Genomic DNA, 25,519 nt, shown 5'->3' with positions numbered 1-25,519 from the left:
GCCGAGCCGGGCGCCCCGTCCAACTGCCGAGCAGGGAGAACGCGTGATCCAGCAGGCTTCGTCGACGCCGTGCCCCCCTCGGCGGCCATCCGCGACGACGCTGCGGTCCCGATGGGGGACGCGATGAGCGCCGGGACGGGCGATGAGATGACCGCCGCCACGAGTGTCGAGGACCGGCTGCGGGACTACCTGCGGCGGACCATGGCCGACCTGCGGCTGGCTCGCCGTCGGCAGGCCGAGGTCGAAGGCGCGGCCCGCGAGCCGATCGCCATCGTCGGCATGGCCTGTCGGTTCCCGGGCGGGGTCGACACACCGGCCGATCTGTGGCGGTTGCTCGTCGACGGCGAGGACGCCATCACCGGCTTCCCGGTCGACCGCGGTTGGGACCTCGACGGTCTGTACGACCCCGACCCCGACCGGCCCGGCCGCACCTATGTCCGCTCGGGCGGATTCCTGCGCGACGCGGCGGAGTTCGATACCGGCCTGTTCGGCATCTCGCCGCGGGAGACGCTCGCGATGGACCCGCAGCAACGGCTGCTGCTGGAGACGTCCTGGGAGGCGCTGGAGTCCGCCGGGACCGACCCGCGGTCGCTGCGGGAAAGCCGTACAGGCGTCTACGTCGGCACGAACGGACAGGACTACGCCACGAACCTGCCCGCCGTCCCCCCGGAGCTCGAGGGCTACCTGCTCACTGGCCGGGCGGCGAGCGTCGCCTCCGGGCGGATTTCCTACGTCCTCGGCCTGCAGGGCCCGTCGGTAACGGTGGACACCGCCTGCTCGGCGTCGTTGGTCGCGATCCATCAGGCATGCCAGGCGCTGCGGGCCGGAGAGTGCGTGACAGCGCTGGCCGGCGGCGTGACGGTGATGGCCACCCCGACTCTGTTCGTCCAGTTCAGCCGGCAGCGTGGGCTCGCCGCCGACGGCCGGTGCAAGGCCTTCGCCGACGGCGCCGACGGGACCGCCTGGGCGGAGGGCGCCGGCGTGCTCGTCCTCGAACGCCTCCGCGACGCGCGCCGAGCGGGCCGGCGCGTGCTGGCCGTCATCCGTGGCAGCGCGGTGAACTCCGACGGTGCCAGCAACGGGCTCACCGCGCCGAACGGTCCGTCCCAGGAACGGGTCATCCGCGCCGCCCTCGCCGCCGCCGGCCTCACCGCCAGCGAGGTTGACGCCGTCGAGGCGCACGGCACCGGCACGGCCCTGGGTGACCCCATCGAGGCCCATGCGCTGCTCGCGACCTACGGCCAGAACCGGCCGGCGGACCGGCCGCTGCTGATCGGGTCGCTGAAGTCGAACATCGGGCACACCCAGGCTGCCGCCGGCGTCGGCGGCGTCATCAAGATGGTGCTCGCGATGCGCGCCGGAGTCCTGCCGAGCACGCTGCACGTCGCCGTGCCGACAACCAAGGTCGACTGGACCGCGGGTGCGGTGCGGGTGCTGGCCGAGTCGGCACCGTGGCCGGCGACCGGTGCCCCTCGGCGGGCTGGTGTCTCGGCCTTCGGGGTCAGCGGCACGAACGCGCACGTCATCCTCGAGGAGCCCACTGAGGAGGCCGAACAGGATGTCGACCCCTCCGGGGGGTCCACCGGAGGGGTCGTGGAAACGGCCCCCGGTCGGCCCGCCCCGTCGGCTCCGGTTGCGCTCGTGCTGTCGGGGCACGAGCCGTCGACGCTGGTCGCGCAGGCCCGCAGACTGAACGACCTGCTCGGCGAACGGTCCGAACCGGGCCTGGCCGCCGCCGGCCGGGCCCTGGCGACCACCCGCACGGCACTCACCCATCGGGCTGTCGTCGTCGCCGAGAGCCGGGCGGAGGCGCTCGGCGGACTCGAAGCCCTCACAAGCGGCGAACCCGCCGCCCACGTGGTCACCGGCGTCGCCGGGCCGGGCGCGCCGATCGCCTTCCTGCTGCCCGGCCAGGGCAGCCAGCGTGCCGGCATGGGCGCGGGACTGTGGCGGGTCTACCCGACCTTCGCCACGGCCCTGGACGAGGTGTGCCTCGAACTCGACCGTCATCTGGAGGCGCCGCTGCGGGACAGCCTGTTCGCAGCCGAAGACAAGCCACAGGCTGCCGCGCTGGACCAGACCGGGCTGACCCAGCCGGCCCTGTTCGCCATCGAGGTGGCGCTGTACCGCCTGCTCGAGTCCTGGGGCATCGTCCCGGACTACCTGCTTGGGCATTCCGTGGGCGAGCTCGCGGCCGCGCACGTCGCCGGCGTGCTGTCACTGCCCGACGCCGCCACCCTCGTCGCGGCCCGCGGCCGGTTGATGCAGGCCCTGCCGCCAGGCGGCGCGATGATGACCGTCGCGGTGACCGAGGACGAGGTCCGACCGCTGCTGGTCGGTCGCGAGGAGCAGGTCACCCTTGCCGCGGTGAACGGCCCTGCATCGGTGGTCATCGCCGGTGACGCTGACGCCGTCGATGCCCTGGCAGCCCACTGGCGCGAGCGCGGGCGGCGTACGAGCCGGCTGCGGGTCAGCCACGCCTTTCACTCGCCGCGCATGGAGCCGATGCTCGACGAGCTGCGTTCAGTCGCCCGTGGGCTCACCTTCGCGCCGCCGCGTATTCCGGTGCTGTCCAACCTCACCGGCCGCCCGCACACGGCCGATGAGATCGCCTCGCCAGACTACTGGGCGCGCCATGCCCGGGAGGCGGTGCGCTACGCGGACGGGTTGCGCTGGCTGACCGGGGTCGGCGTGCGGGTCTACGCCGAGGTCGGCCCTGGCAGCGTGCTGACGGCGATGGCCCAGCACTGCCTGGGCGGCCCGCGCCCGCCCGCCGGCCCAGACCCCGCCACGGCGGTCGATTCAGCCGCCGGCGGGGGTGGGGGCGACTCCGTCCCGGCGCCCGTGCTGGTGGCGATGCTGCGGCGAGGACGCCCGGAGCCGCGGTCGTGCGTCACGGCGCTGGCGACCCTGCACACCCATGGTGTCGCCGTGGACTGGCCTGCCGTTCTTCCGCCGGACGACGGAGAGTTCGTCGAGCTGCCCACCTATCCGTTCCAGCGCCGCCGGTACTGGCTGGCCCCGCCCACGCCGACCGGCGACGTCACCCGGCTGGATCCGCGGACCTGGGTGTACAGGGTCGCCTGGCGTCCGACGGCCATCCCGTCGCCCGGCCGGCTGGCCGGGACCTGGCTGGTCGTCACCCCGGCGAACTCCCGTTGTTCCGACGGCGACCTGGACGCGGAGCTGCACCGGGACGTCATCGATGCGCTGTCCGGGGCTGGGGCCGATGTCGTCGAGTTGACGTGGCCGGCGGTCGACGCTGGAGATGACAGCGACGACGCCGCGGCCGCCCGGGTCCGCGCCGCCGTCGACGCGCTGCCCGCTGCCCGTCCGGCGGCCGGAGTCCTCTCGTTGCTGGCCGCTGGCGACGGGGCGGCGGCGCTGGCGGCGACGGTCGCCCTGCTGCGAGCACTCGCGAACGGCGGCGTGGATGCCCCGCTGTGGTGCGTCACCCGGGCCGCGGTTGGTGCCTCGCCCGGCGACGAGCCACCCGATCCGGCAGGCGCCGCCCTGTGGGGACTCGGCCGGGTCGCCGCCCTGGAACAGCCGGGACGTTGGGGTGGGCTGGTCGACCTGCCCGTGGGCGACCTTGACGCGTCGGTGCGCGACCAGCTGACGGCGACACTCGGCGGCGGGTTCGGCGCGGAGGACCAGCTCGCCCTGCGGCCGTCCGGCATCTATCTTCGGCGGGTCATCCGGGTCGACTCGCCGCCAGGCGCGTCCGGCCCGCGCTGGACGCCGCAGGGCACCGTCCTCGTCACCGGCGGGTTCGGAGCACTTGGCGCGCACGTCGCCCGTCGACTCGCGGCTGCCGGGGCCGAGCACCTCGTCCTCACCGGCCGGCGTGGTCCGGACACTCCGGGAGCTGACCGGCTCGCCGCCGAACTGGCGGCCCTCGGCGCCCGAGTCACGATGCTGACCTGCGACGTCGCCGACCGGGATGCCGTGGTGCAGCTGCTGAACACGTTGGCGGCGGAGGAGATCACGCTGCGGGCTGTCGTTCACGCCGCCGGGATCGAACGGTCAACCCCGCTCACCCAGCTCGACGCCGCCGAGCTGGGTGAGGTGACCGCCGCGAAGATGGCCGGGGCGGCGCACCTCGACGAGCTTCTCGACCATGACGCCCTCGACCTCACCGTGTCGTTCTCCTCCGTCGCCGGGTTCTGGGGCAGCGGCGGACAGGCGGCCTACGCGGCGGCGAACGCGTTCCTCGACGCCCTCGCCGAGCGGCGCAGGGCCCGCGGCGGGCGAGCCAGCTCGGTGGCCTGGGGACCGTGGGACGGCGGCGGCATGCTCGCCGCCGCCGGACAGCCGGTCGCGGCCGGACTACATCGGCGCGGCCTGCCGGCGATGGCGCCGGAGTCGGCCCTCACTGCGCTCGACGACGTGCTCGGCGGCGACCCCACGTCGGTCGCGGTCGCGGACGTGCGGTGGGAACGTTTCGCTCCGGCGTTCACGTCGATGCGTCCCAGCCCGCTGATCGAGGACCTGCCCGAGGTCCGCGACGCACCGACCGGCACCACACCCGACGGCCAGCCCAACCCGGCTGGCCTGCCGGCCGGCGACGCCGTTGGCGCCCACGTCGACGGCGCGGCCAAGGCGGCTGAGGCGGGCGACGGTAACCCGGTGACCCGCCCGGCACTGTGGCCGGAGCTGGCCGCCCTGTCCGCGGCGGACCGCCCGGACGCTGCGCTGGACGTCGTGCGGGCAGAGGCAGCGGCCGTGCTCGGCCATGCCTCACGGACGGCGATCGCCCCCGGACAGGCGTTCCGCGACCTGGGCGTGGACTCCCTGACCGCCGTTGAACTGCGCAACCGGCTGGTCGCCCGGACCGGCCTGCCCCTACCGCCCACCGTGGTCTTCGACTTCCCCGCCCCGGACGCGCTGGCCACCCACCTGGTGGCCTTGGTGGCCGCGGCCCCCGCCGACGATTCCCCGGACCCACATGTCGACCTCGCCACCGTGTCCGGCAGCGGTGACCCGATTGCCATCGTCGCCATGAGCTGCCGGCTGGCCGGGGGTATTGCCGACCCGGATGACCTGTGGACGCTGCTCGCCGACGGCACCGACGCGATCAGCGTGTTTCCCACCGACCGTGGCTGGGATCTCGACGCCCTCTACGACCCGGACCCCGATCGCCCAGGCACCACCTACACCCGCTTCGGAGGTTTCCTGTCGGACGCCGACCAGTTCGACGCGGACTTCTTCGGGATCTCCCCGCGGGAGGCGTTGGCGATGGACCCGCAGCAGCGCCTGTTGTTGGAGGCGACCTGGGAGGCGTTCGAGCGGGCGGGAATCCTGCCCCAGGCGCTGAAGGGCAGCCAGACCGGAACCTTCGTCGGCCTGGCAGGAGGCGACTACGGCACGGCCTCGATGGCGGCCCGGCCCGAGCTGGAAGGCCATTTGATCACAGGCACCGCTGCCAGCGTCGCCTCCGGACGGCTGGCCTACAGCTTCGGGCTCTCCGGTCCTGCGCTCACCGTCGACACGGCGTGCTCGTCGTCGCTGGTGGCGCTGCACCTGGCGGTGCAGTCCCTGCGTCGGGGCGAGTGCGCGATGGCGGTCGTGGGCAGCGCGACCGTGATGGCCACCCCACAGGCGTTCGTTGAGTTCAGCCGGCAGCGAGGACTCGCCGCGGACGGGCGCTGCAAGTCGTTTGCCGCGGCTGCGGACGGCACCGGCTGGGGCGAGGGCGTCGGTGTCCTCTTGCTCGAGCGGCTCTCGGACGCGCGGCGTAGCGGTCATCCGGTGTTGGCGGTGGTGCGGGGTTCGGCGGTGAATTCGGATGGGGCGAGTAATGGTTTGACGGCGCCGAATGGTCCGTCGCAGCAGCGGGTGATTCGGGCGGCGTTGGCTGATGCTGGTCTGTCCGCTGGTGATGTGGATGTGGTGGAGGCGCATGGTACGGGGACGATGTTGGGTGATCCGATCGAGGCGCAGGCGTTGCTGGCGACCTATGGTCAGGGTCGGTCGGTGGATCGGCCGTTGTGGTTGGGGTCGTTGAAGTCGAACATCGGCCACACCGCAGGGCTGTCCGGGATTGCCGGCGTCATGAAGATGGTGTTGGCATTGCGTCACGGCCTGCTGCCAGCGACGTTGCACGTCGACGCGCCAACGCCGAACGTCGACTGGTCCACCGGCGCCGTGCGGCTGCTCACCGAAGCGAAGCCGTGGCCGCAGACGGGCCAACCACGACGGGCAGCGGTGTCGTCGTTCGGCATGAGCGGCACGAATGCCCACGCTGTCCTCGAACAGCCCCCGTCCTTGGGTATCCCCGTCCCCACCACGGACGACGCCGCACCCGTTGCCATGCCGCCGGTGGCCTGGGTTGTTTCAGCACGCGACGAGGCCGGGGTGCGGGCGCAGGCCGCGCGGCTGGCCGCCCGGCTGGGGGTAGACGCAGCCGAGGTCCCCACCACTGAGCACCCCTCGGTCACGGACAACGCGGCGGTGGCGTCCGCCCTGGTCGGTTCCCGCACGTTGTTCGACCACCGGCTCGTCGTCGTCGGCACGGACACATCGGACCTGACAGCTGGCCTGAAGCACTACGCTGCCGGCGTCGGCGGCCCCGGCGTGACGGCTCTCGGAGCATCGAGTCTGGTGTCCGGGGTGGCGGGGGCGTCCGGCCGGGCGGTTTTCGTCTTCCCGGGGCAGGGGGCCCAGTGGCCGGCGATGGCTGCCGACCTGTGGGACTGGTCAGCGGCCTACCGCGACCAGATGCGGCGGTGCGCGGCGGCGCTGGAGCCATACGTCGACTGGCCGGCTGACGGCCTGCGGCCAGGCGGCCCCGACCTGGACCTGGACCGGGTCGACGTGGTCCAGCCCGCGCTGTTCGCGGTGATGGTCTCGCTGGCGGCGGTCTGGCAGGCGCACGGAGTGCGGCCCGCGGCAGTCGTCGGCCACTCCCAGGGCGAGATCGCCGCGGCGTGTGTCGCCGGGGCGTTGCCGCTGCCCGACGCAGCCAGGGTCGTGGCCGTTCGTGCCCGCCTGCTGCGGGAGCGGCTGTGCGGGCACGGCGGGATGGCGGCGGTCTCGCTGCCGGCGGCCGAGGTGGCGGCACTGCTGGCACGGCGCGCCCCGGCGCTGTCCGTGGCTGCGGTGAACGGCCCCGCGGCCACGGTGGTGTCGGGTGGCAACGACGACCTGGACCAGTTCGTCGCGGACTGCGCGACCGGCGGCGTCGAGTGCCGGCGGATCGCTGTGGACTACGCATCGCACTCCCATCAGGTCGACTCCCTCGCCGACGACCTCCGCGCGGCACTCGCCGGCATCACCCCACAGACCCCGCACACCACCTTCGTGTCCACCGTCACCGGGGAGCCGATGACCGACGCCGGTTGCGGGCCGGACTACTGGGTGGACAACCTGCGTCGCACCGTGCTCCTCGAACCGGTCGTCCGCGGCCTGCTCGACGCCGAGCACACCCTGCTGATCGAAGTCGGCCCGCACCCGGTGCTCGTCCCGGCGCTGCAGGACGGCATAGACCGCCACCGCACCGGCGCCGAGTGCGACACAGACGCGGCGCCGGCCATCGCGCTCGGCACCCTGCGTCGGGACGAGCACGGCCCCAGCCGCTTTCTGACCAGCCTTGCCCAGCTCCATGTCCACGGCCACCCCGTCAGCTGGGTTCCCGCCGATCCCGATCATGGTGATGCGGAACCGTCCGCGGCCGACCAGGCGGCGCACGTCCCTGCCCCCGTGATGCTGGATCTGCCCACCTACCCGTTCCAGCGGCGGCGCTACTGGCCCGAACCGCGCCCGGTCGCCGGGTCCGATGCCGACGAGTCACGGTTCTGGGACGCCGTCGACCACGAGGACCTCGACGCGTTGTCGGCGACGCTCGGGTCCGTGGAGACGGCATCGTCCGAGCAGCTCGGCGCGGTCCTCCCCACGCTCGCCGCGTGGCACCGGCGTCGCCGGGAGGAGTCCGTCCTCGGTCGGCTCGGCTATCGGGTCAGCTGGACGGCGCTGCCCGTCGCAGGGTCAGCGGCGATCGCCGGCAGGTGGCTCGTCGCGGTACCCGCACCTCGACACGACACCCATCAACTGCGGATCGACCAGGTCCTCGGCGCATTGGCCGACGGTCCGGCAACGGTCATCCCGGTCGAGGTGGAGGGCACGGACCGCGCGGAGCTGGCAGGTCGGCTGGCCGATGCGCTCGACGGCACCACGCCGGCCGCTGTCGTGTCACTACTCGGCCTCGCGTCCGATGCCGATGCCGAGGTGGCGAACGCCGGGGTGCCCCGTGGCCTCGCCCTCACCGTCGCACTCGTCCAGGCGCTCGGAGACGCCGCCGTCGTCGCACCGCTGTGGTGCGTGACCAGGCGGGCAGTCTCGATCGGTGCCAGGGAGGACGAGGTCAGCCCCGAATCGGCAGCGGTGTGGGGACTCGGCCGGGTCGTGGCGGTGGAGCATCCCGACCGGTGGGGCGGTCTCGTCGACCTACCAGCCACCCCGGGTGGCGGTGCCCTGTCGCTGCTGAGAGCGGTCGTGGCCGGCACGGAGCGGGGCGAACACCTCGCGGTTCGCGGAGCACGGATCTTTGCCCAGCGCCTGACGCGGGCCTCCGACCTCGTCCGCCCGCGCCGGTCCGGGCGGACCACCGGGATGGCGGACGCCTCGGCGGTCGCCCGCTCCGCCGTCGCGGCGGCGCCCGATCCGGACGATACGGCCGAGATCGACGTGCCGCCCGCCGTCGACGTGACCGAGGACGCCCCGTCGTGGCGGCCACCGGAGACCGCGCTGGTCGTGACGACGCCGGGACACACGGCCGGTGAGCTCATGCGCTGGCTGACGCGGGAGGGGACGGGCAGTGTCGTGTCCACGGGCGGTACCGCGCTGTCGCCGGACCTGGTGTTGCCGGCAGGTCTGACCGCGGTGTTCCTCGCGGTGGACGAGTGCGCCGCGGCGGCTGACCCGCTCGACCGGACCGACATCGACACATTTGCCACCACGTTTCGCGATCTCACGGCGACGGCGGCGCGCGTCGATGCGCTGACCGAGGGTGATCCGGCGATCGCGTTCGTCGTGCTGCCCGCGGCCGCCGGGCTGTGGGGCAGCGGGGGACTCGCCGCTGTTGCGGCCGCCAGCGCCTACCTCGACGCCTTGGCCCGGCGTCGCCGCGCTCGCGGCGACGCCGGCCTGTCGCTTGCCTTCGGCGCCTGGACACCGGCCGAGGACGACGAAGCCGAGGCCGGCGGCCACGACGGAACCGGTGGCGCAGGCCGCGGGCAGCGGGTGCCAGGCCTGCGGACGATGTCCGCCGAGCTGGCTCTCGCCGCGCTTCGGCACGCCCTCGATCATCGGCATGCCCCCGATCACCGGCATGCCCCCGATCACCGCAGTGCCGCGGGCCCAGAGCGGCCGAACGAGGCTCATGGACCGGGCAGCCGGGACCGCGACGACGATGGCGCGCTCGTCGCGGATGTCGGCTGGGAACGGCTCCTGCCGGCGCTCGGCGCGGCGGCGTGGATGCCGTTGATCCGCGACCTGCCGGAGGTGCGCCGATTCCTCGCCGAGGCGCCGTCGACGGCCGCACCGCCGACGGACCAGACCCCCGCTGACCCGGCGGGATCGTGGCGGGCGCGACTCGCCGGGCTCGCCGGCACCGACCAGGAACGGGCCATGCTCGATCTTGTGCGGACGCTGACCGCGGAGGTCCTCGGCCGGGCCGGCGGGGGCACCGTGATGCCCGGGCGAGCCTTCCGGGAACTCGGGCTGGACTCGCTGACCGCGGTCGAGCTGCGCAACCGGCTGCGGGCCGCCACCGGAGTCGCACTCTCCCCGACGGTCATCTTCGACTTCCCGACTCCGACCCGACTGGCCCGCCACCTGCTGGGCGAGCTCACCGCGAACCCGGACATCGACCCGCAGGCAGCGCTGGAGCAGCTCGCGGCCGGCCTGGCCGCGATGCCGGCTGCAGACCGCCCGGCGTTCACAGCCCGCCTGCATGTGCTGCTGCGCGACTGGGACGGCGCCCAGGCCAGCGGATCCACCCCCGTCCCCGCACCTTCGAGCGATCTCGATGACGCCTCCGACGACGAAATCTTCGACGTGATCGACAACGAGCTCAGGATCTCCTGACCCGATCCGCCCTGACCGGCCCGCGCGGCCGAGGAGATGACACCGGCGTGAACACCGAAGCGAAGCTGCGCGACTACCTCAAGCGCGTGACGGCGGACCTGCGCCAGACCCGCCATCGGCTGACCGAGGTCGAGGCGGCGGCACACGAGCCCGTGGCGATCGTGGCGATGAGCTGCCGGTTGCCCGGCGGGATCAGCTCCCCCGAGGACCTCTGGGACACCGTTGCCGCAGGCCGCGACGTCATCTCGCCCTTCCCCGCCGACCGCGGCTGGGACCTCGACTCGCTCTACGACGCCGACCCGGACCAACTCGGCCGCAGCTACGTGCGCGAGGGCGGATTCCTCACCGACGTCGCCCGCTTTGACGCCGCCTTCTTCGAGATCAGCCCGCGCGAGGCGCTGGCCATGGCCCCGCAGCAGCGACTCCTGCTGGAGTCGTCGTGGGAGGCGATCGAGCGGGCCGGCATCGACCCGCTGGCGCTGAGAGGCACCCGCACCGGCGTCTTCGTCGGCGCCACCAACCACGACTACGCGGCCGACCCGGCCGATGTGCCTCCGAGCCTGGAGGGGCACGTCGTGCTTGGTACGTCCAGCGCGGTGATGTCCGGCCGGGTCGCCTACTGCCTGGGACTGGAAGGGCCCGCCATCACCGTCGACACGATGTGCTCGTCATCGCTGGTGGCGCTGCATCTCGCCACCGGCGCGCTGCGCCGCGGCGAATGCTCCATGGCGCTCGCCGCAGGGGTGACGGTGCTGGCCACGCCGATGGCGTTCGTCGAGTTCAGCCGGCAGCGGGCGCTGTCCCCGGACGGGCGCTGCCGACCGTTCGCAGCTGAGGCGAACGGCACCGGCTGGTCGGAGGGCGTCGCCGTGCTCGTGCTGGAACGACTCGCCGACGCGCGCCGCAACGGTCATCCGGTGCTCGCGGTCGTCCGCGGCAGTGCGATCAACTCGGATGGTGCCAGCAACGGACTGACCGCGCCCAACGGCCTGTCCCAGCAGCGGGTGATCCGGGCGGCCCTCGCCGATGCCCAGCTCGCTGCCACAGACGTCGACGTGGTGGAGGCGCACGGCACCGGTACCAGGCTCGGCGACCCCATCGAGGCCCAGGCGTTGCAGGCCGTCTACGGCCGCGACCGGCCGGCGGACCGGCCCCTGTGGCTCGGCTCGGTGAAGTCCAACATCGGCCATGGCGCTGCCGTCTCCGGTCTCACCGGCGTGATCAAGATGGTGCTCGCGATGGGGAACGGCTCGCTGCCCCGCACCCTGTACGCCGACGAGCCGAGCCCGCATGTCGACTGGTCGGCAGCTGCGGTGAAGCTGCTGACGGACCCGGTCGCCTGGTCGCGCGAGGCGGCGCCGCGCCGCGCCGCGGTGTCCTCCTTCGGCGCCAGCGGTACGAACGCGCACGCCATCCTGGAGGAACCTGAACCCGTCGCCGACCTGTCCGCGGCGCCCGCGGACTCGCCCGACCCGGCCGAACTGCCGGCCTTGCCGCTCGACGGCGGCGTGCTGTGGGTGCTGTCGGGCCGCGGCGAGCAGGCGGTGCGGGCACAGGCCGAACGGCTGCGCGGGCATGTCGCCGACCGACCGGACGTCGACTTGGCCGAAGTCGGGTTCGCCCTGGCCACAACCCGGTCGGCGTTCGAGTATCGGGCCGGCGTGGTCGCCCGGGATCGGGACGGTTTCCTCGCCGGGCTCGCCGCCCTCGCCGCCGCGGATCCGGCCCCGAACGTCGTGCGTGGCCAGGTCCGTGATGACCCCCGGCCAGTGTTCGTCTTCCCCGGGCAGGGTTCCCAGTGGACCGGCATGGCGCTGGAACTGCTCGAGGCGAGCCCGGTCTTTCGCGCCCGGATGAGTGAGTGCGCCGCGGCCCTGGCGCCGTACACCGACTGGTCGCTGTCCGATGTGCTTCGCGGTGCTCCGGGCGCGCCGCCGCTGGAACGCGTCGACGTGGTGCAGCCGGCGTTGTTCGCCGTGATGGTGTCCCTTGCCGCCCTGTGGCGCGACTGCGGAGTCGAGCCCGCCGCGGTGGTCGGGCACTCCCAGGGCGAGATCGCCGCCGCGTGCGTGGCGGGCGCGCTGACGCTGTCCGACGCCGCTCGCGTGGTGGCGGTGCGTGGCCGCATCCTGCGGGCGGAGCTCGCCGGACGCGGCGCGATGGTGTCGGTGGCACGCACGCCGGACCAGGTCGCCGCCGATCTCGCGGCGTGGGGCGAGCGCGTGTGCGTCGCCGCGATCAACGGTCCCCGATCGGTGATCGTCTCCGGCGATCCGGGCGCGCTCGCCGCCGTCACGGCCGGCTGGGCTGCCGCTGATGTCCGGTTCCGTTCGGTTCCGGTCGACTACGCTTCGCACTCGGCCCAGGTGGAAGGTATCCGGGACCGGCTGCTGGCAGCGCTCGGCGAGATCAGGCCACGTACCGGAGACATCCCGTTCGTTTCGACGCTGACCGGCGCGCCACTGGACACCGCCGGGTTGGACGCCGACTACTGGGTGCGCAACCTGCGCGAGCCGGTGCTGTTCGAGCAGGCGACCCGGGCGCTGATCGACGATGGCCACCAGGTGTTCATCGAGGTCTCCGCGCACCCGGTGCTGACCATGGCCGTCGAGGAAACCGCCGAACAGGTCGAGGCGGCAGACGTGATCGCCTTCGGCTCGCTGCGTCGCGACGACGGCGGCCAGGTCCGGTTCCTCACCGCGCTCGCCGAGGCCCACGCGCACGGCGTCTCGCCGCGTTGGCAGGCGTTGTTCCGAGGCACTTCGCCGTGCCGCGTCGACCTGCCGACCTATGCCTTCGGCGGCGACCGCTACTGGCTCTCTCCCTCGTCGGGACGCGTGGGTGGCGCCGCCGACGTGGAACCGGCCTCGGACGCGCCGCACGCCGACGTCGACGCGGCTCTGTGGGACGCGGTGGAACGCGACGACGCGGCGGCGGTCGCCGCCGTGCTCGACGTCCCGCCAGGGGAGCCGTTGGACGCGCTCGTGCCCGCGCTGGGCGCACTCGCATCCTGGCGACGACGGGTCCGTGACCGGAAGACGGCGTCTTCCTGGCGCTATCGGGTGGACTGGCGCCCGCTGGGCGAGCTCTCGGCCGCCGGGCCGACCGGAGCGTGGCTCGCCCTGGTCCCGGCGGTCGAGCCCGGCATCGCCGCGTCTGCGGACGCGGACGCGGCGGCGACCGTGCTGAGTGGAATGGCGGCGCGGGGCGCGACGGTGAGGCTGGTGCCGGTTCCCGCGAGCGTTGAGCGTGCGGACCTCGCGAACCTGCTGGCGGACGCCGGGCGGGATGGCGCGTACCCGACCGGGGTGCTTTCGCTGCTCGCCCTCGACGACGCCCCGCACCCGCGCCATCCGGAGATCAGCGCCGGCCTCGGTCTGACCGCTTTGACCGTCCAGGCGCTCGACGACGCGGATCTGAACGCCGCGCTGTGGGTACTGACCCGCTCGGCGGTGTCGACGGGCCGGGCCGACCCGCCGGACAGCCCGGCGCAGGCTGCGGTGTGGGGGCTGGCCCGCTGCGCCGCCCTGGAACATCCACGTCGCTGGGGCGGTCTGCTCGACCTGCCGGCCGCGCTGGACGAGCGCGCGGTCGGGAGAGTGTGCGCGGTGCTCGGTGGTGCCGGCGACGAGGACCAGCTCGCCGTGCGCCCCGACGGGGTGTTCGTCCGGCGCCTGGTGCATGCTCCCGACCCGGCTCTGTCCAACCGCGCCGACCACGCGGATGCCGGCGCGATCGTCGCCTCCGAGAGCACCACGCCGGAAGACACCGACGCCGCGTTCGTCACCGCGGGGCACTCCGTCGCGGCGAAATCCGCTGCGGAGTCGATCGGCGCGGGTGCGACCGGGCCCTGGCGGCCCCGCGGCACCATTCTGATCACTGGCGGTACCGGCGCCGTCGGTGGGCACGTCGCCGGCTGGCTCGCCCGCGCGGGAGCCGAGCATCTCGTGCTCGCCAGCCGCCGCGGCGAGCAGGCACCGGGTGCCGCGGAGCTGGCAGCGCGACTACGCGCCGCCGGCGCCCGGGTCACGTTGGCACGCTGTGACGTCGCGGAGGCCGCCGAAGTGCGGGCCCTCGTCGCCCAGGTCGAGGCCGGCGGCGACGCGATCCGCGCGGTGCTGCACACGGCCGGCGGCGGTGTCCTCGCCCCGCTGACGGAGACGACCCTCGCCGAGGTCGCCGAGGCAGCGAGGGCGAAGGCAAGCGGTGCCGCGGCCCTCGACGAGGTCTTCGACCAGCCGACCCTTGACGCGTTCGTGCTGTTCTCCTCCATCTCGGCCGTCTGGGGCAGCGGAATTCACGGCGGGTACGCCGCGGCGAACGCCTACCTCGACGCGCTCGCCGAACGGCGCCGGGCCCGCGGGCTCGCCGCCACCTCGATCGCCTGGGGTATCTGGAACCCGGCCGACGGCGGCGGGATGGCCGCCGCGCTCGCCGAGGACCAGCTTCGCGCCAGTGGCATCCCGTTCATGCCACCGCCGCTTGCCCTGGCGGCCTTCGGTCGGGTGCTCGACCTGGCCGACACCGCCGTGGTCGTCGCCGCGGTCGACTGGGAGCGGTTCGTCCCGGTGTTCACCTCCGCCGGCCCGCGACCGTTGCTCGACGGCCTGCCGCAGGCGCGTCGGCTGCGCGCCCAGTCGGACCGCGCCGGGATCGACGGCGCTGCGGAGCCGGACGGGACGACGACGGCCCGGGCCACCCCGGCCGGCTCGGCGCTGCGTGACCTGCTCGCGGCGCTGCCCGCCGCCGACCGGGACCGCGCCGTACTCGACCTCGTCCGGACCCAGGTCGCTGAGGTGCTCGGCTATCCGGGCGCGGACGCGGTCGATCCGGGCCGGGCGCTGCGCGAACTCGGATTCGACTCGCTGACCGCCGTCGACCTGCGAAACCGGCTGGGCGCCGTCACCGGCCTGCGGCTACCGGTCACCCTCGTCTTCGACCACCCCACCGCGGCCCAGCTTGGCCGCCATCTGCGGGTCCTCGCCGACGGCACGAGCGCCGAAACCGCCGCGCCGGCCGGGCGGCCGGCCGCCGGCGCTGCCCCCGCACCGCCGGCTGACGAGCCGATCGCGATCGTGGCGATGGCCTGCCGCCTGCCCGGCGGCGTGCGCACCCCCGAAGCGCTGTGGGAGCTGCTCGAACGAGGCGACGATGTGATCGTCCCCTTCCCGACCGACCGCGGCTGGGATCCGAACCTGTTCGATGACGACCCCGACCGCGCCGGGCACAGTTACACCCGCGAGGGCGGGTTCCTGCTCGACGCCGGTCACTTCGACGCCGGGTTCTTCGGAATCTCGCCGCGGGAGGCCGTGGCGATGGACCCGCAGCAGCGACTGCTGCTCGCGACCACCTGGGAGGCAGTGGAACGCGCCGGGATCGATCCGAGCACGTTGCGCGGCAGCGACAGCGGCGTGTTCGTCGGCTCGTCCTACCAGGGCTACGGCGGGTCGATGGAGCGGATCCCGCCGAGCAGCGAAGGCCACTTCGTCACCGGCTCGTCGGCGAGCGTGCTCTCCGGCCGTATCGCGTACACCCTCGGCCTGGAGGGGCCCGCCGTCACCGTGGACACCGCCTGCTCCTCGTCGCTGGTGGCGCTGCATCTCGCGGTCCAGTCGCTGCGGGCGGGGGAGTGCTCGCTGGCGCTGACCGCCGGCGCGGCGGTGGTCGGCGCGCCGGTGTCGTTCGTCGAGTTCAGCCGGCAGCGAGGCCTGTCGGCCGATGGGCGGTGCAAGGCGTTCGCCGCGGCGGCCGACGGCGTCGGCCTGGGCGAGGGCGTCGGTGTCCTGCTGGTGGAACGGCTCTCCGACGCCCGCCGGGCGGGTCATCCGGTGCTCGCCATCATCCGCGGGTCGGCGACCAACCAGGACGGGGCCAGCAACGGGCTGTCCGCGCCCAGCGGGCCGGCCCAGCGGCGGGTGATCCGCGCCGCGCTGGCGGCAGCCGGACTCGCGGCCCGCGACGTCGACGCCGTCGAGGCGCACGGCACCGGCACCACACTCGGCGACCCCATCGAGGCCGAGGCGCTGCTCGACACCTACGGCCAGGACCGTCCTGAGACCGAACCGCTGCTGGTCGGCTCGCTCAAGTCCAACATCGGCCACCCGCAGGCCGCGTCCGGCGTCGCCGGGGTCATCAAGACCGTCCTCGCCCTGCGCCATGGCGTGCTTCCGCGAACCCTGCACGTGGACGCACCGACGCCGTACGTCGACTGGTCGTCCGGCGCGGTGCGCCTGCTGACCGAGGCGCTGCCCTGGCCCGACCGCGGCCGGCCGCGTCGAGCGGGCGTGTCGTCGTTCGGCCTGTCAGGGACGAACGCGCACGTCATCCTTGAACAGGCCGACCCCGAGCCGAGTGAGACCGCACCGGCAGAGACCGTGCCCGCGGAGCCCGGCGTGGTGGCCTGGGTGCTCAGCGCCCGCGACGGTGAGGCCCTGACCGAGCAGGCCGCCCGGCTCGCGACGGAGCTCCGCGCTCACCCCGAACACCGCGTCGCCGACGTCGGCCACGCGCTGGTCCGCACCCGCATGGCGTTCAACCACCGGGCCGCCGTCGTCGGCGCGGACCGCGAGGAGCTGCTCGCCGGGCTCGCGTCGTTGGCTGACGGTGGGGCCACGGCCAGCGGCGGTGTCGCGACGGCGGCCACGGTGCGCGCGAAGATCGGGTCCGGCCCGGGAGCGGTGTTCGTGTTCCCCGGTCAGGGTGGCCAGTGGGTGGGGATGGCGGTGGAGCTGCTCGACACCGACGAGGTGTTTCGGGAGCGGCTGACTGACTGCGCGCGGGTGATCGACCCGTTGGTGGACTGGTCGCTGCTGGACGTCGTACGCGGTGTCCCGGGAGCGCCGTCGACGGATCTGATCGAGGTTCTCCAGCCCGTGCTCTTCGCGGTGATGGTGTCGCTGGCGGCGGTGTGGCGGGCGCGGGGCGTCGAGCCGGTCGCGGTGGTCGGCAGCTCCCAGGGTGAGGTGGCCGCCGCGTGCGTCGCCGGGGCGTTGTCGCTGCGCGACGCGGCGGAGGTGATGGTACGGCGCAGCTGGCTGTTCGCCGAGGAACTGGTGGGCCGGGGGGCGATTGCCTCCGTGGCACTACCCGAGGAGGCGCTGCGCGAGCGGCTGGCGCCCTGGCAGGGGCGGCTCGTCGTGTCCGGAGTGAACGGGCCCCGTTCGACGGCGGTTGCCGGGGAGGTCTCGGCGTTGGTCGACTTCGTCGCCGAATGTGAGGCCGTGGGCGTGCGGGCGCGCCTGGTGCGGGCTTCGGTCGCCTCGCACTGCGCCCAGGTGGAGCCGCTGCGGGAACGGATGACGGACCTGCTCGACGGGATCCGGCCGATGACCGGGGAGATCCCCTTCTACTCGACGGTCACGGGTGAGCGTATCGACGGAGCCACGCTTGGCTCCACCTACTGGTACGACAACTCCCGCCAGCCGGTGTCGTTCGAGCGGGCCGTGCGTCGACTGCTTGCCGACGGCTACGACCTGTTCGTCGAGATGAGCCCGCATCCCGTCCTGACCATGGCCGTGCAGGAGATCGCCGAGGATGCCGGGACGACGGTGGCGACGGTGGGGTCGCTGCGTCGAGGCGACGGCGGCCCGGCCCGGCTCCTCACCGCCCTCGCCGAGGCGTACGTCCACGGCGCCCGGGTCGACTGGACCGCGGTGCTCCCGCCGGCCAGCAACCGTCGGACGGCGCTGCCGACCTATCCGTTCCAGGAACGCCGCTACTGGGTGGACACCGCCGCCGACGCGGGCCTCTCCGCGACGGAGGTCGGTGGTTCGCGCGACGCGACCGACGACCGTTTCTGGGCCGCCGTGGAGAAGGGCGACGCCGCCGCGCTCGCCACCACCATGGACCTGGACTCGCCCGCGTCGGCCGCGCCACTGCTGCCTGCCCTCGACCTGCTCGCCACCTGGCGGCGACGTCGCACCACCCGCTCCACCGTCGACTCCTGGCGTTATGACATCGCATGGTCGCCGCTGCCCGACACTCCCGGTGTCAGCCGCCAGGGGGTCGATGTCGGGGCTGACGGTGCTGGTCCGTGGCTGGTCGTCTGCTCGCCCGGAACTCCGGTCGACGGGCTCGTCGAGGGGGTCGCCGCCGCCCTCGGCGGCGAGGGCGCCGTCAGCCGGCTGACCCTGACGGCCGGTGCCGGCCGGGACGACGTCGCGGCCGGGCTGCGCGCCGCCCTCGCCGACCGTTCCGTCACTGGCGTGCTCTCGCTGCTGGCCCTCGGGGCCGAGGCGGACAGTGACGACGGCGACTCGGACGTCGGCGGTCGCGGCGACGATGACGGGGGCGTCGTGCCGGTCGGGTTCGCGCTCACCGTCGCCCTGTTGCAGGCGCTGGGCGATCTCGGGCTGGCCGCACCGGTGTGGTGCGCGACTCGGGGAGCGGTGTCCGTCGGACGGTCCGACCGACGGGTGGAACCCGGGCAGGCGCTGTACTGGGGGCTGGGCCGGGTGGCCGCCATGGAGTACCCGCACCGCTGGGGTGGGCTCGTCGACCTGCCGCCGACCCTCGACGAGCGCGCCGCCGGGCGCCTGCGTGCCGTGCTCACCGGGGACGACGACCAGGTTGCGCTGCGCCCCGTCGGGGCCTACCAGGCCCGCCTGGTCCGCGCGCCGAGCCGCGCTGCGGTTCCCGCCGCATGGCGGCCGGACGGCACCGTGCTGATCACCGGCGGCACCGGCACACTCGGCCAGATCATCGCCCGCTCCCTGGCCCGCGAGGGTGCGCATCTGCTGCTGATCAGCCGGCAGGGCCGGGACGCGCCCGGCGCGGCCGATCTTGCCGCCGAACTCACCGCGCTGGGCGCCAGCGTCACCATCGTCGCCTGCGACGCGGCCGATCGCGAGGCGCTGGCCGCCGTGCTGGCCGCGGTGCCCGCCGACGCGCCGCTGACCGCTGTCGTGCACACTGCCGGCGTCCTCGACGACGGCCTCATCGACACCCTGACCGCCGCGTCGGCCGCGAAGGTGCTGCGCCCGAAGACCGTCGCGGCACGCAATCTCGACGAGCTGACCCGCGACCACGACGTCCGCGCGTTCGTGCTGTTCTCGTCCCTCGCTGGAACCCTCGGCGGACCAGGCCAGGGAAGCTACGCGGCGGCGAACGCCTACCTTGACGCCCTCGCTCGACGCCGCCGCGCCGAAGGCCTCGCCGCCACCTCGGTCGCCTGGGGGTCGTGGGGCGGCGGCGGCCTGCTCACCGCCGACCTCGCCGACCAGCTCCGCCTGCGCGGGATCCCGGCGATGGACCCGGATCTGGCCGTCACCGCGCTGCGCGACGCCGTCGGCCACGACGACACGTTCACCGTCATCGCCGACATCGACTGGGACCGGGCCGTGGCCGCTCTGCGCGCCGCGCGAATCCCGGCGGCGCTGACCGACCTGCCCGAGGTCCGCAGGGCCCGCTCGGCTGCCGCCGACGCCTCGACGGCAGCTGCCGACCCCGACGCGGCCGACGGCGCCTCGCCGCTGGCCCGCACCCTCGCCGCCCTCGACCCCGATGCCCGCGAGCGACATCTGTCGAGCCTCATCCGTACGCAGGTCGCCGCCGTGCTCGGCTATGCCGGAGCCGACGACGTCGACCCGAACCGCGCCCTGCGCGACCTCGGCTTCGACTCGCTCACCGCCGTCGACCTGCGCAACCGGCTCGGTGCGGCCAGCGGTCTACCGCTGCCGGTCACCCTCGTCTTCGACTATCCGACGGTGGTCGACCTGAGCCGGTACGTCCGCGACGCCCTGATCGGCGCTGCCGGCCCAGCCAGTGACAGCCCGTCGGCACCCGTGCCGACGATGGCGGCAGGCGACGACCCGATCGTCATCGTGGCGATGAGCTGCCGCCTGCCCGGCGGGGTGCACACCCCGGAGCAGTTGTGGTCGCTGCTTCGCGACGGCGCGGACGTCATCGGCGCCTTCCCGACCGACCGCGACTGGGACGTCGAGGGCAGTTACGACCCGGACCCGGACACCTTCGGCACCTACTACGCCCGCGGCGGCGGGTTCCTGCACGACTCCGCCGACTTCGACCCGGACTTCTTCGGCATCTCCCCGCGGGAGGCGCTGGCGATGGACCCGCAGCAGCGGCTGCTGCTGGAAACGTCCTGGGAGGTCCTCGAGCGGGGTGGCATCGACCCGGAGTCGGTGCGGGGCGAGCAGGTCGGCGTGTACGTCGGATCGACGTACAACGACTACGGCGTCCGGCTGCCGCAGGCCCCGGAGGGCCTGGAAGGCTACCTCGCCACCGGCAGCGCCAGCAGCGTCGCGTCCGGCCGCATCGCCTACACGCTTGGCCTGGAGGGGCCGGCGGTCACGATCGACACAGCCTGCTCCTCCGCGCTGGTCGCGATCCACCTGGCCGCCCGCGCGCTGCGCGCCGGCGAGTGCTCGATGGCCATCGCCGGCGGCGTCGCGGTGATGTCGACGATGAGCACGTTCGTCGAGTTCTCCCGGCAGCGGGCGATGTCACCGGACGGCCGGTGCAAGGCGTTCTCCGCCGCCGCCGATGGTGCGGGCTGGTCGGAAGGCGTCGGCCTGCTGCTGCTCGAACGGCTCTCTGACGCCCGGCGGGCCGGCCATCCGGTGCTCGCCGTCATCCGCGGCTCGGCGATGAACCAGGACGGTGCCAGCAACGGACTGACCGCCCCCAACGGTCTGGCCCAGCAGCGGGTGATCCGCCAGGCGCTCGCCGACGCCCGGCTCACGTCGGCGGATGTGGACGTCGTCGAGGCCCACGGCACCGGGACCACCCTCGGTGACCCGATCGAAGCCGGTGCCCTGCTCGCCACCTATGGTCGCGACCGGTCGGCGGACCGTCCGCTGTGGCTCGGCGCGCTGAAGTCCAACATCGGCCACACCCAGGCCGCCTCGGGCGTCGCCGGTGTGATCAAGATGGTGCTGGCGATGTGCCATGAGCTGCTCCCGCGGACCCTGCACGCCGACGAGCCGACCCCGCACGTCGACTGGTCCGCCGGAACAGTCCGGCTGCTCACCGCCGAACGGGACTGGCCGGCCGCCCACGGCCCGCGCCGTGCCGCGGTGTCGTCGTTCGGCATCAGCGGCACCAACGCCCACCTGCTGTTGGAATCGGCACCCGACGACCCGGCCGTACTTCAGTCGCCGGCTTGCCCCGACGCACCCGCCGGTGGCGAGGTCGGCGGCGACGCGCCGGTGCGGGCGGCCGAGGCCGAAGCTGCGATGACGTGGCCGCTGTCGGCGCGTTCCGAGCCCGCCCTGGCGGCGCTGGCCGGCGCGCTGCTCACCCGGCTCGACGGCGATGGCGAGCTCGGTCTGGCCGACGTCGGGTTCTCGCTGGCCACGACCCGCGCGGCCCTTCCCCTGCGGGCCGCGGCCGTCGGCACGAACCGCGACGGAATCAGCGCCGCGCTGGCTGCGCTTACCCGCGGTGAGACCGACCCCGGGCTGATCCGCGGCACCGCCAGGCCGGGCGGGCGCACCGCGTTCCTGTTCTCCGGCCAGGGTGCCCAGCGGGCCGGCGCCGGGCACGACCTGTGGGCGGCGCATCCGCTGTTCGCCGACAACCTCGACGCGGTGTGCGCCCACCTCGACCCGCACCTCGGCCCGTGGACGTCCCCCGAGGGCACGCCCGCCGCCGCGAGGGCGTGGTCGCTGCGCGAGGTGATGTTCGCGCCCGCGGGCAGTGCCGCCGCCGCGGCGCTGGATCGCACCGAGTACACCCAGCCGGCGCTGTTCGCGCTGGAGGTCGCGCTGTTCCGGCTGGTCGAGAGCTGGGGGATCGTCCCCGACCTGCTGCTCGGCCACTCGGTCGGCGAGCTCGCCGCCGCCCACGTCGCCGGGGTGCTGTCACTGGCGGACGCGTGCGCACTGGTCGCTGCCCGCGGCCGGCTGATGGGCGGGCTGCCCGCTGGCGGCGCGATGCTCTCCGTCGCCGCGGACGAGGGCGAGGTCACCGAGGACCTCGCCGGCCTGTCCGACCAGGTCGGCATCGCCGCACTCAACGGCCCGCGCGCAACGGTCGTCTCCGGCGACGCGGATGTCGTCGATGAGCTGGCGGCCCGCTGGACCGGGCAGGGCCGCCGGGTCCGGCGGCTGCGGGTGAGTCACGCCTTCCACTCCCCGCGGATGGACCCGATGCTCGACGAGTTCGCGGCGCTCGCCCGCGCCCTGGACTACGCGCCGCCGACCGTTCCCGTCGTCTCCAACGTCACCGGACGTCTCGCGACCGCCGACGAGCTCACCTCACCCGACTACTGGGTGCGTCATGTCCGCCTCGCCGTCCGGTTCGCCGACGGGATCCGCCACAGCTGGCGGGACGGCGCCACGGCGTTCCTGGAACTCGGGCCGGACGCGGTGCTCACCGCGATGGGCGAGGCGTGCCTCGATGATCAGCCGGCCACGCGGGGTGCCACGCCGGTGTGGGCCAGCGCCCTGCGCCGTGACCTGCCCGAGGATGTCGCGCTGGCCACGGCGGTTGCCCGACTGCACGCCCACGGCGTGCCGGTCGACTGGCGGGCGGTACATGCGGGCGGCGCCGTGCGGGTGGACCTGCCGACCTATCCGTTCCAGCGCCGCCGTTACTGGCTGGAGGTCCCGCCTTCGGTCGCGAGCGACGCGGCGTCCGTGGGCCTGCGGCCGGGGGAACATCCGCTGCTCGGCGCCGCGGTCGACCTGCCCGACTCCGGCGGTCACCTGTTCACCGGCCTGCTGTCACTGCGTACCCAGCCATGGCTGGCCGACCATGCCGTCGGCGGCACGGCGATCCTGCCCGGCACCGCGTTCCTGGAACTCGCCGCCCGGGCCGGTGAGCGGCTCGGCTGCGCCCGCGTCGACGAGCTGACCCTGCAGGCACCGCTGGTCCTGGCCGGGGCGGAAGCCGTATGCCTCCAGCTCGCTGTCGGTGCCGCAGACGGCAGCGGCGCCCGACCGCTGACGGTGTACGCCCGCCCCGTTGACGCACCAGCGGACGACGTGTGGACCCGGCACGCCGTCGGCACCCTGACCCCGACGCCCACCGGTGCCACGCCCGCCGCCGGTGATCTCGCGTCCTGGCCGCCGGCCGGCGCCGAGCCCCTCGACGTCGAGGATCTCTACGACCGCCTCGCGGCGAACGGGTTCGGCTACGGCCCGGTCTTCCAGGGTCTGCGGGCGGCCTGGCGGCGCGGCGAGGAGGTGTTCGCCGAGGCGAGCCTGCCCGCTGGTGAGCAGGCTGCCGCGGCCGGTTTCGGCCTGCATCCCGCGCTGCTGGACGCGGCCCTGCACGCCATCGCCTTCACGATGACCGACGGCGACCGCGGGGTGCTGCCGTTCTCCTGGACCGGTGTGGACCTTCCCGCCGTCGGCGTGGCGACTCTGCGCGTCCAGATCACCCCGACGGGTCGGGACACCCTGGCGGTGCGGGCCGCCGACGTGACCGGACGGCCGGTCGCCGCGGTGGACTCGCTGGTCCTGCGGCCCGTCGCCGCTGACGTGGCCCAGGCCACGCGGTCGGCGGCGACCCGCGACGCCCTGTTCCGTCTCGCCTGGACCGCGGTGGCGCCCATCGCTGGTGGTGCTGCCGGCGCCGGCGCGTCGACACCTGACCCCGTCATCGCGTCCTTCCTGGCGCCGGCCGGTTCCGCCGGCGACGCCGCGGCGCGGCCCGGCGGCGAGATGTTCGCCGGAACCGCCGATGCCGTCCGGGAGACCACCCACCGGGCGCTCGAACTCGTCCAGGACTGGCTGTCCGACCTGGATGCATCGCCGGGGCTTCTGGTTTTCGTCACCCGCGGCGCCGTCGCGGCCGACAGCGAGGACCCGCCGGCGGACCTGGTGGGCGCCGCGGTGTGGGGTCTGGTCCGCTCGGCGCAGGTCGAGCATCCTGGCCGCTTCGCGCTGGTAGACCTCGACCCGCGCACCGCCCTGGCGGACGGCGACGCGGTTCCGGCCGAGGTGATCGACATCTGCGTCGCGACCGGCGAGCCGCAACTGGCGGTGCGCGCGGGTGAGTGCAGGGCGGCCCGGCTGGCCCGGGTCCAACCGTCCGCGCCCCCGACGGAACCCGCCGTGGACACGACGCCGGCGCAGCGACGCTGGGATCCCGCCGGGACGGTACTGGTGACCGGCGCGACCGGCACACTCGGCGGCCTCGTCGCCCGTCACCTCGTGACCGCCCGCGGGATGCGCCACCTGCTGCTCGTCGGCCGGCGCGGGCTCGGCGGAGGGGGAGCGGCCGACCTCGTCGCGGACCTCACCGCGCTCGGCGCCACAGTCACCACCGCGGCGGTCGACGTCACCGACCGGGAGGCACTCGCGGCACTGCTCACGGCGGTGCCGGCCGAGCATCCGCTGACCGCCGTCGTCCACACCGCCGGGGTCCTCGACGACGGTGTCGTCGCCGCGCTCACCGCCGAGCGGATCGACCCGGTGCTTCGTCCGAAGGTCGACGCGGTGCTACACCTGCACGAGCTCACGAGGGACCGGCCGCTCGCCGGCTTCGTGCTGTTCTCCTCGCTCGCCGGCACGTTCGGCGGGTCGGGCCAGGCCAACTACGCCGCCGGCAACGCCTTCCTCGACGCCTTCGCCGCCCACCGGCGGGCGCTGGGGCTGCCGGCGGTGTCGATGGGCTGGGGGCTGTGGGAGCGGCGCAGCGCCATGACCGGCAAGCTCGACGGCGCCGACCTGCGCCGGCTGTCCCAGGGCGGCATCGTGCCCATGCCTGACGCGATGGGTCTCGCCCTGTTCGACGCGGCTCTCACCCGCGACGAACCCACGATCCTCACCGCGCGGCTCGACCTGGCCGCCGTCCGGCGCGCCCCGGGACCCGTCCCGTGGCTGTACCGGGATCTGGTGCGTGTGGCGAGGACGCCGGGCACCGGCGGCGGGCCGGGCGTCGACCCGGCCGGGGACCTGCGCCGGCGGCTCGCCGAGCGAGCCGACCCGGGCGAGCGCGCCCAGCTGCTCGTCGACTTCGTGCGGGCACAGGCCGCCGGCGTCCTCGGCCATTCCGACCCGGCGGCGCTCGACGTCGACCGCGGCCTGCTGGAAATCGGCTTCGACTCGCTGTCCGCGGTGGACCTGCGCAACCGGCTCGGCGCCGCCACGGGTCTGCGGCTGCCGGCGACCCTCCTGTTCGACTACCCGACCGTCGGCGAGATCGCCGATCACCTCGGCGAGCAGATCATCCCCGCCCCGGCCGGGACCACCGTGGAACCCGGTCAGAGCGCCGGACTGACCGACCTGGACCGGCTCGAGAAGAGCATCGACCGCCTCACCGAGCGTCCGGGGGAGGCCGTCCAGGTCTCGGAGCGGCTGCGGGGACTGCTGGCCCGACTGGAACAGCGCCAGGACCCCGACGGCACCGCCACGCGGATCGGCGCCGCCTCCGACGACGAGATCTTCGCCTTCATCGACAACGAGCTGGGCTCCGGCTGAGCCTGCCGAGAACCAGCCCGCCACCGGCCCTTCCACAAGAAAGCGAC

2 protein-coding genes are annotated in these 25,519 nt (G+C 74.3%); both read left to right on the top strand.

The features are described 5' to 3' along the window. Positions 1 to 123 precede the first annotated feature (123 nt). On the top strand, positions 124 to 10,086 hold the full coding sequence (locus tag MXD60_RS16380; RefSeq protein WP_248820092.1) for a type I polyketide synthase: 9,963 nt from the start codon (positions 124 to 126) through the stop codon (positions 10,084 to 10,086). Between the two features lie 47 nt (positions 10,087 to 10,133). Continuing rightward, positions 10,134 to 25,472: a type I polyketide synthase gene (locus MXD60_RS16375; protein WP_248820090.1), complete on the top strand. Its 15,339-nt coding sequence runs from the start codon at positions 10,134 to 10,136 to the stop codon at positions 25,470 to 25,472. Positions 25,473 to 25,519 lie beyond the last annotated feature (47 nt).

Source organism: Frankia sp. AgB32 (assembly GCF_023243045.1).
Lineage (GTDB): Bacteria > Actinomycetota > Actinomycetes > Frankiales > Frankiaceae > Frankia.
Note: the sequence above shows the minus strand (reverse complement) of the source record. Positions and strands in the feature narration are given on the sequence as shown.

What these genes read in the sequence shown, in the direction of transcription:
- MXD60_RS16380 (WP_248820092.1), top strand. Translation starts at nt 124, where the DNA reads ATGAGCGCCGGGACGGGCGATGAGATGACCGCCGCCACGAGTGTCGAG.